15 protein-coding genes are annotated in these 11,882 nt (G+C 40.4%); 3 read left to right on the top strand and 12 right to left on the bottom strand.

Features of this window, described 5'->3' with window-relative positions; translation table 11 throughout:
• The first annotated feature begins 6 nt into the window (after positions 1-6).
• Both PLZ15_07310 and PLZ15_07305 read left to right on the top strand, forming a co-directional pair.
• A complete protein-coding gene (locus PLZ15_07310) occupies positions 7-414 on the top strand; it encodes a bacteriohemerythrin (protein ID HOI29557.1) in 408 nt (135 codons plus the stop codon).
• 6 nt (positions 415-420) lie between these two features.
• Positions 421-1,104 carry a ComF family protein gene (locus PLZ15_07305; protein ID HOI29556.1) on the top strand — a complete coding sequence of 228 codons (684 nt, stop codon included), beginning with the start codon at positions 421-423 and terminating at the stop codon, positions 1,102-1,104.
• 2 nt (positions 1,105-1,106) lie between these two features.
• On the opposite strand, the gene argS is transcribed toward PLZ15_07305, so the two are convergent.
• The 5 genes from argS to PLZ15_07280 all read right to left on the bottom strand — a co-directional run bounded on the left by argS (position 1,107) and on the right by PLZ15_07280 (position 4,759).
• Positions 1,107-2,735, bottom strand: a complete 1,629-nt coding sequence (argS, locus tag PLZ15_07300; GenBank protein HOI29555.1) for an arginine--tRNA ligase — start codon at positions 2,733-2,735, stop codon at positions 1,107-1,109.
• Positions 2,736-3,137 carry a ribosome silencing factor gene (rsfS, locus tag PLZ15_07295; GenBank protein HOI29554.1) on the bottom strand — a complete coding sequence of 134 codons (402 nt, stop codon included), beginning with the start codon at positions 3,135-3,137 and terminating at the stop codon, positions 2,736-2,738.
• Between the two features lie 7 nt (positions 3,138-3,144).
• Positions 3,145-3,633 (bottom strand): LytR C-terminal domain-containing protein, encoded by a 489-nt coding sequence (locus PLZ15_07290; protein HOI29553.1) that lies wholly within the window; start codon positions 3,631-3,633, stop codon positions 3,145-3,147.
• A gap of 53 nt (positions 3,634-3,686) precedes the next feature.
• On the bottom strand, positions 3,687-4,190 hold the full coding sequence (locus PLZ15_07285; protein HOI29552.1) for a hypothetical protein: 504 nt from the start codon (positions 4,188-4,190) through the stop codon (positions 3,687-3,689).
• A 110-nt stretch (positions 4,191-4,300) separates the two neighbouring features.
• Positions 4,301-4,759 carry a RidA family protein gene (locus PLZ15_07280; protein HOI29551.1) on the bottom strand — a complete coding sequence of 153 codons (459 nt, stop codon included), beginning with the start codon at positions 4,757-4,759 and terminating at the stop codon, positions 4,301-4,303.
• A gap of 106 nt (positions 4,760-4,865) precedes the next feature.
• Here PLZ15_07280 and mazG point away from each other — a divergent pair, with 106 nt between their 5' ends.
• Complete coding sequence (gene mazG / locus PLZ15_07275) at positions 4,866-5,636, top strand: nucleoside triphosphate pyrophosphohydrolase (GenBank protein ID HOI29550.1); 771 nt, start codon at positions 4,866-4,868, stop codon at positions 5,634-5,636.
• Positions 5,637-5,645: 9 nt separating this feature from the next.
• Here mazG and PLZ15_07270 read toward each other — a convergent pair whose 3' ends face one another.
• The 7 genes from PLZ15_07270 to accC form a co-directional block, all read right to left on the bottom strand.
• On the bottom strand, positions 5,646-6,476 hold the full coding sequence (locus PLZ15_07270; GenBank protein HOI29549.1) for a PhoH family protein: 831 nt from the start codon (positions 6,474-6,476) through the stop codon (positions 5,646-5,648).
• Between the two features lie 242 nt (positions 6,477-6,718).
• Complete coding sequence (locus PLZ15_07265; GenBank protein HOI29548.1) at positions 6,719-7,423, bottom strand: LysM peptidoglycan-binding domain-containing protein; 705 nt, start codon at positions 7,421-7,423, stop codon at positions 6,719-6,721.
• Positions 7,424-7,452: 29 nt separating this feature from the next.
• Complete coding sequence (locus PLZ15_07260) at positions 7,453-7,728, bottom strand: hypothetical protein (GenBank protein HOI29547.1); 276 nt, start codon at positions 7,726-7,728, stop codon at positions 7,453-7,455.
• 105 nt (positions 7,729-7,833) lie between these two features.
• Entirely contained in the window at positions 7,834-8,511 is a 678-nt protein-coding gene (radC, locus tag PLZ15_07255; GenBank protein HOI29546.1) for a DNA repair protein RadC, read from the bottom strand.
• 24 nt (positions 8,512-8,535) lie between these two features.
• A complete protein-coding gene (gene guaA, locus PLZ15_07250; protein ID HOI29545.1) occupies positions 8,536-10,077 on the bottom strand; it encodes a glutamine-hydrolyzing GMP synthase in 1,542 nt (513 codons plus the stop codon).
• Between the two features lie 68 nt (positions 10,078-10,145).
• Positions 10,146-10,526 carry a glycine cleavage system protein GcvH gene (gcvH, locus tag PLZ15_07245; protein HOI29544.1) on the bottom strand — a complete coding sequence of 127 codons (381 nt, stop codon included), beginning with the start codon at positions 10,524-10,526 and terminating at the stop codon, positions 10,146-10,148.
• Between the two features lie 7 nt (positions 10,527-10,533).
• Complete coding sequence (accC, locus tag PLZ15_07240; GenBank protein HOI29543.1) at positions 10,534-11,874, bottom strand: acetyl-CoA carboxylase biotin carboxylase subunit; 1,341 nt, start codon at positions 11,872-11,874, stop codon at positions 10,534-10,536.
• Positions 11,875-11,882: the final 8 nt, after the last annotated feature.

The raw sequence follows: 11,882 nt of genomic DNA, 5'->3' as shown, positions 1-11,882 counted from the left end.
TAGATTATGCCGTTCGTTGATTTTACAGAAGAAGAGAAAGTAAACATCGCATCTATTGACAAGCAGCATAGTGAAATTGCCTTTATAATCAATAAAGTCCACTCGGATTTTACTGCCGGAAAAAGAGCCACGTTTATTGATCACCTGAAGTTACTGATTGAAGAAATTGAGAAGCATTTTGAGACGGAAGAAGGGTATATGAAGCAGTATCATTTTCCCGGCTATATTTCTCACAAACTTGAACACGACCGGTTTTACAATCAATGGGTCAGCCGTTTCGATAAAATAAAAAATGATGATAAGACCATGGTGGATATGGAGCAGATCGACGGGCTTAAAAGATGGTTTTTCAATCATCTCCAGTTAAGCGATAAAAAAGTTGGCGAGTTTCTAAATTCAAAAGGGATAACATAGAAGTGGATGTTTTTATTTAATCACTTATTTGATTTTTTCCTCCCCAGATTCTGTCTTTCGTGCAACTGCAAACTAAATCCGGATACCATTTATATCTGCGAACCATGCTGCAATCTTATCCAGAGAGCGGACAGTAAAAGAATTGAATTAGAATTCAACAGGAAATTTGAATCCGGTAAAATAATTTCAGGATTTATTTCAGCATTTGTTTTTGAAAAAGAGAAACCGCTTCAGCATCTTATTCACTCACTTAAATACATGGAGAATTTTAGAATTGGAATATTTCTGGGTAAAATGTCTGGCACGTTATTAAAGGAGGAGATAAAAAGCTGGGATGGTGATCTTTTGATTCCCGTGCCTCTGCACAGATTAAAGAAAGCGGAAAGAGGTTATAATCAATCCTATTATATTGCGAAAGGAATCAGTTCTGTAACAAAAATTCCGGTTGAAGAATCTGTAATCAAACGGAAAAGATTCACGGAAACACAAACAGAACTCACTCTTGAAGAGAGAAAGGACAACATCCGCAGCGCATTTACGGTATCGGGCAATAAAAAAATAGCCGGGAAAAATATTATTCTTGTAGATGACGTGATAACTACCGGGGCAACTATCTCGGAATGCGGAAGTGTGTTGAAAGAGAACGGCGCCGCTGAGATATTCGCTTTATCCGTCGCAGTTGCAGATTGATACTACATTTTCTCCGGTGCACTAACGCCGAGAATCGAAAGCCCGTTCCTGATAACATGTTTTACAGCCACAATCAATGAAAGTCTCGCTTCAGCCAGTTTCGTCTCACTTCCGATAATTCTGCATACCGTATAAAATTTATGAAACAGAGAGGCAAGTTCTTCCAGATAGGAGGAGATTTTATGCGGTTCAAAATTCTCGGATGAATAGAGAACTTCATCAGGAAATTCATAAAGTTTCTTAAGAAGATTCTGTTCTTCAGGCATTGTGAGAAGGTTCAGGTTCTCAAGCGAGTAATTAAGATTCTCTTCAGCGGCCATCCTCAATATAGAAGCTATTCTTGCATGAGCGTACTGAAGGTAGAAAACAGGGTTTTCATCGGACTGTTTTTTCGCCAGGTCGAGATCGAAATTAAGATGACTGCTCATGCTGCGCATGATAAAGAAATACCGGACAACATCGGTTCCTACTTCACCGGTCAGTTCGTCAAGGGTTATATAGTTTGCTTTCCGGGTCGACATTTTAACAATCTCCCCTTTCTGCATAATAGTAACAAACTGATGGATCAGTACTTTTACTTTTCCGGAATCATATCCCAACGCTTTGAGTCCCGCAAGAACATCCGGATAAGTTGCAGTATGGTCCGATCCGAACAGGTCGACCATAAGATCGTAACCGCGTTCAAATTTTGTTATATGATATGCAATATCAGGAAGTCGGTATGTAGGCTCCCCGGTCGATTTTACAATTACCTTATCGGCCTCATTGCCGAGATCGGAGAGTTTAAGCCACGTAGCACCGTCTTTAGTGTAAGATAAATCCTTTCTACTGAAAAGGTCGAGAAGAGAATTAATTCTTCCTTCCTCATAGAGAGTATGTTCGTTATAATACTTCTGGAAACCGATTCCAAGATTCGACAGGGTTTTGTTTATATCGGCAAAGATCTCCTGTTCGGCTCTCTTCTTAAAAATTCCTTCAGCATCCTCATTCACAAGTGAATCGCCGGATTCCGAGTGAAGATTCAGGGCAATCTCTTTAATATATTCTCCCTGGTAATAATCCTCGGGAAATTCAATTTTATTACCGAGCGCTTCAAGATAACGGAGTCTAACAGAATCGCCGAGAACACGCATCTGCCGTCCGGCGTTATTAAAATAATATTCTCTATCAACATCATAACCGATCCAGCTCAGCATATTGGCAACAGTATCGCCGATAACGGCATTCCTGCCGTGACCAACAGTTAATGGTCCTGTGGGATTGGCAGAGACGAACTCTACAAGGGCTTTATAGCCGGAATATTTAGAAGATTTCCCGAAATTTTCTTTTTCAGAAAGTACTCTGTTTAAAATTTGCGGTACATATGCTGGAGAGAAGAAAAAATTTATAAAGCCGGGACCGGCAATTTCTATCTTCTCAATTATTGATCTGTCGTAATTAAGATTATTGATAATTTCACCCGCTACATCGCGCGGGCTTTTTTTCAATTTTTTCGAAAGTATAAGAGCGATATTGATTGAATAGTCGCCATAATTCTGCTGATTCGGAATAGTAAAAATCAATTCAGCATCTTTAAGGTATTCCAGTCGTGAGGAAGCTTCCAGGAATATTTCCGATAAGTATTTTTTCAATTAACGCTCCGTAACAGATTTTTTAGTTTTCGTTTTAGGAGATTTTACCGGGACCTCTTCATCCTTAACCTCAATGACAGGTGCGTCACCCCAGAATTTTTCGAGATTATAGTAGTTTCTGGCTTCGGATTTGAAGACATGAAGAATTACGTCGAAATAATCGAGCAGGATCCAGTTCATAGTTTCGTAGCCCTCACGGTTAGAGCATTTTATACGCTGTTCGGAGAGTTTGTCGTCCACTTCGTCGGCAATAGCTTTAACCTGACGTTCAGAATCGGCCGAGCAGATAACAAAAAAATCGGCGATGGATGAGAGTTTTCTGAGGTCAAGGAGTTTAATATCGTAACCTTTTTTATTTTTAACCAATTCGGCAATCAGTTTTGCAAAGTTTAATGAAGTCACATTTACCTCATTTAAGTGGTTGTAAAGTATAATAATCGCGTCCGATAACTATCGAGACATCCAGGAAATAATCGTCATTCAGCTGTTGAATAACATTCTCTTTTTTAACGCCTAGCGAAGCAGCAACCGCAAGTGCATTTGCTTTGTTGCCAGTGCGGTCGATTATAATCGTCTCATCCATATCGAAGCGGATGTAATTTCCCATATTAACAACATCGAATCTGTTGTTCCGGAGATAATCTGTGAACCTATCGGCAATTCCTCCCACACCGCAGCCATTGAGCACTTCAACCTGAATAATCTCTGCCGCCTGCTGATTATTTGTAACACCCGAATCATTTCCGCCCGGTTTGGTAACTTTTAAATAGATCGAATAGAGCATGAAGAGAATTACCGCAAACAGAACAAATATGGCAATATTAAGAAAAAGATTGTTAGTTGAGTTCGTTAAATCAACGGGTCTCTTTGCAGATTTCTTAGAATTATTCTTTTCCAATTCACTCAGAACTAATATACAGGGAAATATTTGGGAGGGAATTTAATAAAATTCTATCTCTCTTTCTCATCCCACATATCTTCATACCAGTAGGAGCGGTAATAGGAAGGATAGCCGTACATGTACGGTGAGTAATAACCGGCCGGAATATTTCTGTACTGGAGAATGATATTCATGTTTTCCGAAGGTTTATAATTGAGCTGAGCGCGGCTCAGGTAAAATCCGTTTATCTGTTTTGCGAAGTTCTTATCAAAAGAATTATGAGGTGAATTTACAAGGCTGACATCGGCCTGAATATTCAGCTGATCGTTGAATTTATAGAACATGCTGTTGGTATAGGTAGTAAGAGCCAGATTTCCGGCACCGAATGACTGGAATGAGAGATCGAAAGTATGACTCATCTTAAAATTATTCGGATTGAAGATACCCAGAAAATTTCCCGATTCATTACTCAATATTCCGCTTTTAACATCGACCGGCTTATTAAGGTCCTCCCTGAACTGGGCAACCATAGAAGTAGTGACGGTAAGAAGAAATATTAAAGTCAGTTTTTTCATGTCCAATCCGATTTTTCCGGTTTAACAATCTACCGGGAGAAAAGGTTTCTCCCGATAGACCTGTGCAATTTTAGAACTTCCTGAAACAAGTATCAAGTCAAATCAGCATTCTATTTAAGCTGAACCGTCATTTCAATTTCAACAGGTGCATTCATCGGTAATTCGCTCACACCGACGGCACTACGGGCATGTTTACCAGCATCGCCGAAAATCTCGACCATCAATTCGGAAGCACCGTTAGCTATTTTGGGCTGGGCGTGAAATCCGATTGCAGAACTGACAAATACAGTGAGTTTAACTATTTTTTCAATTTTATCGAGATCATGGATAACGGATTTAACAGCCGAGAGACAATTAATAGCCGACTGCCTCGCACACTCAATCCCCTTCTCTTCAGAAACGTCATAACCTACTTTACCTTCATGAATAAGTTTCCCTTCCTTGAACGGCAGCTGTCCTGCTGTCATAACCAGATTACCCGACTGAATTGCCGGGACATAAGCAGCAAGAGGTTTTGGAGCGTTCGGAAGGTCGTGACCGATTAATCCTTTAATTTTTTCTTCGATCATAAATTCTCCGCAATTGTTTGATGCAAATATACCAAATTTGAGCCGGATCTCTATTTGTATTGCGACATCATTCTGCTATTTTTACAAACAAAAAAAAGGATAAGAGATGACAGGCCAGAAGTTTCAGGAACTCGCGGATATAATGAAAAGACTTAGAAAAGATTGCCCCTGGGACAGGGAACAGACGCACGATTCAATCAAAGGCGCTACAATAGAAGAGACTTACGAATTGATAGAAGCAATAGATCTTAAAAATTATGACGAGATGAAATCCGAACTCGGAGATCTACTTCTTCACATACTGTTCCATTCAGTAATGGCGGAAGAAATGAATAAATTCGAAATAAATGATGTTATTGATTCGATTAAAGATAAACTGATAAGAAGGCATCCGCATGTATTCGGTGACGTAAAAGTAAACGGGACAGATGAAATTGTAAAGAACTGGGAGGAGATAAAGTTATCTGAGGGAAGAGAATCCGTTCTTGAAGGAGTCCCGAAGAATTTACCGAGTCTGGCAAGAGCCTACCGCCTTCAGGAGAAAGCATCAAAAGTCGGATTCGACTGGGATAATAAATCGGACGTATGGAAAAAAGTAATTGAAGAGATGGATGAGATGCACGAGATGGAAAGGAGCGGAGATAAAGTGAAATTGGAAGAGGAGCTCGGGGATCTTTTCTTCGCACTGACAAATTACGCAAGATTTCTGGGAATAAATCCCGAGAACGCACTTCGATTCACAAACGAGAAATTCATTTCCAGGTTTTCATATGTTGAAAAGAAGATAAAAGAATCTGGCAGGAAAATGACCGAGAGTACATTGGAAGAGATGGATAAATTCTGGGAAGAGAGTAAAGGAAGGAAGTCCGTTCAATAACAGATTATTTCAGGTCGATTTTTTCTTCTCCTTAACCGCACCGTTATCATTATAATGTTTCTCGTAAGCATCAATAATATCTTTGACGAGTTTATGCCTTACGACATCGCCTTTATCGAAGTAGACAAATCCGACACCGTCAACGTGCTTCAGAATTTCCTTTACCTGAACCAATCCGCTCTGTGAATAAGTAGGGAGATCGATCTGTGTAATATCGCCGGTAATAATTGCTTTAGAATTGGGACCGAGTCGGGTAAGGAACATTTTCATCTGCATCCCGGTGGCGTTTTGAGCCTCATCCAGAATTACATATGCATTATTAAGTGTTCTGCCGCGCATATACGCAAGCGGCACTATTTCTATAATTCCCTTTTCAATATAATTCCGGAGCTGTTCGGACGGGAGCATTTCCTCGAGAGCATCGTATAGAGGGCGCAGATAGGGATCAATTTTCTCCCTGAAATCGCCGGGAAGGAATCCGAGACTCTCCCCCGCCTCAACAGCAGGACGTGCGAGGACAATCTTCTTAACTATATTTTTTTTCAATGCAGCGACAGCGAATGCGACAGCGAGAAAGGTTTTTCCTGTTCCGGCAGGACCGATAGCAAAGCAGATATCGTTCTCCCTGACCTCTTTTATATATTCAATCTGATTTGATGTTTTAGCTTTTATCGCATCTTTCTTGGAGTATAATACTATATTCTCATATTCATCATTATTAATAATCTCTTTTCCCTGAACGGTCAGGTCAATAATAGTTTCAACATCCTTGGATTGAAGTTTGCCGGTAGTGTTGAGGACGTAGACCATTTCCTTCAAAACCTTCTCGACAGATTCCACTTCCTCTTTAACACCCTGGATTATAACATTATCGCCCCGAACAGTAACATTAGCAGAGAAGCGATCTGTAAGAGGTTTCAGATTGGAATCGTTGTAACCAAGCAGTAGTAGCAGATTAACATTTTCCAGTCTAACAAGTTTTTCAGTTTGCGTAAGATCCTCCGGATAGAAAAAGCCCTTTTCGATTTATGAAAAGGGCTTTATTCAATTAAACAAATTCATAATTGCAAAACGCCGGCAGATTATTGAGCAGTCTGTGCAGGTGGAGCCGGTTTATAATTTCTTCTGATTTTATCGTATTTGGATTTTTCCTCTTCAGTCAGATTAGGAATCTTGAAGATCTGTTTCGGATAGATCAGGTCAGGATTCTTAATCTGGTCCCTGTTAGCTCTATAAATAATAGGCCATGCGAAGGGATTATCGTAATGTTCTTTTTTCTTAGAGATACCCCAGAGATGGTCTCCTTTAACCACAGTGTAATTAATTTCTTTAGGAGCTTCTTCCCAGGCATCTAATTTTCTCTGCAGCTGGTTATGAACTTTATCGAAGAATTCAGGCAGAGCGGAGATTTTATTTTTCTTCATGGCATCGAGTTCGGCCTGACGATCGGCTTTAGGAGCTTCTCTGCCGTCAATTTTCTTAGTAAGGGCATTCAGCTGATTTCTGAAATTATCCACATCAGCTTTAGTAGCGCCAACCATAGCATAGAGTTCGTTCATGCAATCATCGTAAGTCTGCATTTTATCGCGAGTAGCTTTAAGGCCAGCGATTTCGGTTTTCAATGTATTCAGTTCGGTAGTAAGGGCAACTTTCTGATCCGTTAAACGATTGATCTCATTCTGCCATTCTTCTTTTGTCATATCTTCGGTTCTATTCTCCTGAGCGACAGTAATAACAGATAGAAGCAGAACCAAAGTTAAAGCATAAAGATATTTGTAAACTTTCATTATTTCCTCCTTTGGATTAAACCGGCTGATTATAAGCCTAATTTTTCAAGATTTTTTTTGGTTTCTGCTTTTTGTTTTGCACATTCATCAAGTTTTGCATTTTTTTCTGCAATTTCTCTTTCAAGAGCAGCTTTTTCACTCTTCAAAGAATTTACTTCTTTTTCCAAAGCTTTAACTTCGGAACGCAGGGCTTCCAATTCGGCAACCTGTTCTTTGGAGATGCCGCTGCAACCTGTAACACCAAGCATACCAATAAATAAAGCGACCGCGAGCCCGGTGCCAAGCATTCTCTTTACTTTTACCATAATCGACCTCCTTTATAATTAGGTGAATTCAATTTATTGCTGCAAAATATAATAATTTTTTTATGTAAATGAATTAAAAACCGAAGAAATCGTTCATATTGCCAATTAAATTACCCTTTTTTCAACCATGCTCGTAAAATTGTTCCCGGCAATAATAATATGGTCGAAGACCTGTATATCCATCAGTTTACCGGCATCAGTCATTTTCTTTGTTAAATTGATATCCTCGCTGCTCGGTTCCGGATTACCGCTCGGATGATTATGAATCAGAATTATATTAGCAGAATTATTTTCTATTGCAACTTTAAAAACCTCTCTTGGGTGAACGATGCTGGAACTAAGACTTCCAACGCTGATTTTTTCGTATCTGATTATTTTATTGGCGGAATTAAGGCAGACTACAATAAAAGTTTCTTTAACCTCGTCTCTCAACAAAGGAATAAATATTTCAGCGATATCGGAGGGAGAGGAGATTTTTTTATTTGAGAGCCATTTTTTTTCCGAATCGGCTCTTCTGCTCAGTTCAAAAGCGGCAACAAGAGTAACGGCTTTATCCTTTTTAATACCTGGATTTGTTTTAAGCGAAGAGACATTCTGAGTTGCCAGCAGACTCAGGTTACCATATTTTTTTATAAGGTCCTGTGCTAATTGAAGAACATTCCTCCCTTTAATTCCGGTTCTTAAAAGGATGGCAATAAGTTCAGCATCGGATAAACTCTGCGGACCACGCAGGGCAAGCTTTTCACGCGGCCTGTCGTCTAAAGGAAGTTCTTTTACCTTCAGGATAATTACCTCCCATCAAATATTTTATTCCCATTCGATAGTGGAGGGCGGTTTAGAACTTATATCGTATACAACTCTGTTAATTCCCCTAACTGAACGGGTAATTTTATTTGATATATTTTCTAATAAAGAATGATCGAAACGGTACCAATCTGCTGTCATACCGTCGCTAGAAGTAACAGCTCTTAATGCTAATACATTTTCATAGGTACGGGCATCGCCCATAACACCGACGGATTGAACCGGAAGAAGAACAGCGAAGGCCTGCCAGATCTTATCATAGACACCAAAAGCAAGGAGTTCATTAATAAAGATATCGTCTGCCTCACGGAGAATATTAAGTCTTTCCGGAGTAATCTCTCCAAGTACCCTAACAGCAAGTCCGGGACCCGGGAAAGGATGCCTCTGTAAAAAACGGCCGGGAAGCCCAAGTTCTTTACCAATTTCCCTCACCTCATCTTTAAAAAGCTCGCGGAACGGTTCAATCAATTTAAGGTTCATCTTTTCCGGCAGACCGCCAACGTTGTGGTGAGTCTTAATAGTAGCCGAAGCTCCCTTCACGGAGACTGATTCAATAACATCCGGGTATAGAGTGCCCTGGATTAAATACTCAGCATCTTTAAATTCCGCAGCTTCTTTTTCAAATACTTCAATAAATGTATTGCCTATTATTTTTCTTTTCTTTTCCGGATCGGAAATACCTTTAAGGCGTGATAAAAAAAGATCTGAAGAATCTATGTGAATCAAATTGAGGTGATAATGATCCTTGAACATTTGAATGATATTGGAGCTTTCATTTTTTCGCATCATTCCTGTGTCAACATGAATACATATCAGATTACCTGCGAGGGCTTTATGAACAAGTATAGCAGCAACAGAGGAATCGACTCCTCCGCTGAGGGCACAGATTGCCTTTTTATTTCCAACTTTATTTTTTATCTCATCAATTGCCGAATGAATAAAATTTTCTGAGGTCCAGTCGGCTTTGCAATTACAAATATTAAAGAGGAAATTATTAATAATTATTGCCCCATCGGCCGTATGAGCAACCTCGGGATGAAACTGCAATCCAAATATTTTTTTATCCGGGTTGGAAATAGCGCAGATAGGAGAATTTTCGGTTTTAGCCGAGACCCTGAAACCATCGGGAAGTTTTGTAATGTAATCCCCGTGACTCATCCAGACGATTGAATTATTTTCTACGGAATCAAGAAGCGGGTCGCTGCCAAGTAGTTCGATATGGGCTTTTCCATACTCCCTATTAGCGGCCGGTTCAACTTTCCCGTTATTTGTTTGAGCTATCAATTGTAATCCGTAGCAGAGTCCGAGAACCGGAATACCGAGTTCAAAGAGCTGATCCGGAATACGGGGTGAACCGGGATCATAAACGCTCATCGGACCGCCAGAGAGGATTATGCCGGCGGGTTTTTCATCTATTATTTTTGAAACCGGATAATTATGAGGGTGGATTTCAGAATAGACTTTGCTTTCACGGATTCTGCGCGCAATAAGCTGAGTATACTGTGAGCCGAAATCGAGAATTAAAATTTTCTGCGGATGTTTCATTCTAAAAGGATCGGTTTAAAAGAGCAAAACCCTTAAAAGGGTTTTGCTCAATGTTTACAATTTTAGTATTACTGCCCGAGCTGAGTCTGATAAGCTTCGGGTGTAAGGAGATCATTCAACTGACCGGGATTAGATAATTCAATTTTGATGATCCATCCTTCGCCGTAAGGATCCGAATTAAGAAGCTGGGGATTTTCATTAAGGCTTTTATTCACTTCCAAAACTTTTCCGTCCACAGGCGCATACATATCGCTAACTGTTTTAACGGCTTCAATAGTGCCGAAGGATTCTCCGGATTTAATTTCAGAGAGGTCGGGATTAATATCGATATAAACTATATCGCCCAGTTCACCCTGTGCAAAATCCGTAATACCGATGAATCCGGTATTTCCTTCAACCTTGATCCACTCATGATCTTTGGTGTACTTCAAATTTGCTGGAATATTCATATGTCCTCTACAATTTATTTAAATGTTGATCTATAAACGCGGTATCAAAATTACCGTCGATGAATATCGGATGATCAAGAACTTTTCTATGGAACGGAATCGTAGTTTTAATCCCTTCAATTTTAAATTCCTCGAATGCTCTTCTTGCCCTTACAATAGCATGAGGCCTGTCGGTACCCCATACAATCAGTTTAGCAATCAAAGAATCATAATTGGGCGGTATAATATAATCGTTATAAGCATGTGAATCGACACGTACTCCGAAACCTCCGGGGAAATGGAGATATTCAATTTTACCTGGTGAGGGTCTGAAATTATTATCAGGATCCTCGGCATTGATTCTGAATTCAATAGCGTGACCGCGCGGTTCCTGCGGAAGATTCTGAATCCTCTGGCCGGCGGCAACGAGAATCTGCTGCTTAATAAGATCGAGATTCTGAACCATTTCCGTAACGGGATGTTCAACCTGAATACGAGTATTCATTTCAATAAAATAAAAATTGAGGTATTTATCGACCAGGAATTCAATCGTGCCGGCGCCCTCATAATTAACGGCTTTGGCACCGAGCAGAGCGGCATCACCCATCTTGTTCCTAAGATCGGCCGATGCAACCGGGGACGGTGATTCTTCTATAAGTTTCTGGTGTCTTCTCTGAATTGTGCAATCGCGTTCACCGTAATGATAAACATTTCCGAACTGATCGCCTACCACCTGAATTTCGACGTGACGCGGATTCTCAATAAATTTTTCGAGGTAAAGGTCAGGCACACCAAACGCGGCATCGGCTTCGTTAGAGGCGGTCTGGAATAATTTTTCGAGGTCTTTTTCCTCCCAGACAATCCTCATACCTTTACCGCCGCCGCCTGCGGAAGCTTTAAGCATAACGGGATACCCGACTTCTGAAGCGATCTTTTTTGCTTCATCAATACTTTTAATAATGCCCTCGCTACCGGGAACAACAGGTACGCCGACTTTTCTCATTGTGTCTTTAGCAAAGGACTTATCCCCCATCTTCCTGATCGAATCCGGAGAAGGGCCGATGAACTTAATATTAGAGTCCGCGCATATTTCACTGAAGTCGGCATTTTCCGCAAGGAATCCGTACCCTGGATGAATTGCATCTGCACCTGTAATCATTGCAGCAGAAAGGATGCTCGGAATTTTAAGATAACTATCGGAGCTTTTAGCGGGTCCAATACAGACTGCCTCGTCGGCAAAGACCGCATGTAGCGAATCGCGATCGGCTTCCGAATAGACAGCAACGGTTTTGATACCGAGTTCTTTGCAGGTCCGGATTATTCTAAGTGCTATCTCACCCCGATTGGCGATAAGAATTTTTTTGAACAAAATAACCT

Source organism: Melioribacteraceae bacterium, from assembly GCA_035362835.1.
GTDB lineage: Bacteria > Bacteroidota > Ignavibacteria > Ignavibacteriales > Melioribacteraceae > DSXH01.
The sequence above is the reverse complement of the archived record's forward strand: the minus strand, read 5'-3'. Positions and strand labels throughout refer to the sequence as shown.

Excerpts from the sequence above, each read along its gene's own strand:
- PLZ15_07280 (HOI29551.1), bottom strand. The coding sequence starts at position 4,759 with ATGATCGAAGAAAAAATTAAAGGATTAATCGGTCACGACCTTCCGAAC.
- PLZ15_07285 (HOI29552.1), bottom strand. The coding sequence starts at position 4,190 with ATGAAAAAACTGACTTTAATATTTCTTCTTACCGTCACTACTTCTATG.
- gcvH (HOI29544.1), bottom strand. The coding sequence starts at position 10,526 with ATGAATATTCCAGCAAATTTGAAGTACACCAAAGATCATGAGTGGATC.
- guaA (HOI29545.1), bottom strand. The coding sequence starts at position 10,077 with ATGAAACATCCGCAGAAAATTTTAATTCTCGATTTCGGCTCACAGTAT.
- PLZ15_07305 (HOI29556.1), top strand. The coding sequence starts at position 421 with ATGTTTTTATTTAATCACTTATTTGATTTTTTCCTCCCCAGATTCTGT.
- PLZ15_07260 (HOI29547.1), bottom strand. The coding sequence starts at position 7,728 with ATGGTAAAAGTAAAGAGAATGCTTGGCACCGGGCTCGCGGTCGCTTTA.
- mazG (HOI29550.1), top strand. The coding sequence starts at position 4,866 with ATGACAGGCCAGAAGTTTCAGGAACTCGCGGATATAATGAAAAGACTT.
- PLZ15_07310 (HOI29557.1), top strand. The coding sequence starts at position 7 with ATGCCGTTCGTTGATTTTACAGAAGAAGAGAAAGTAAACATCGCATCT.
- PLZ15_07265 (HOI29548.1), bottom strand. The coding sequence starts at position 7,423 with ATGAAAGTTTACAAATATCTTTATGCTTTAACTTTGGTTCTGCTTCTA.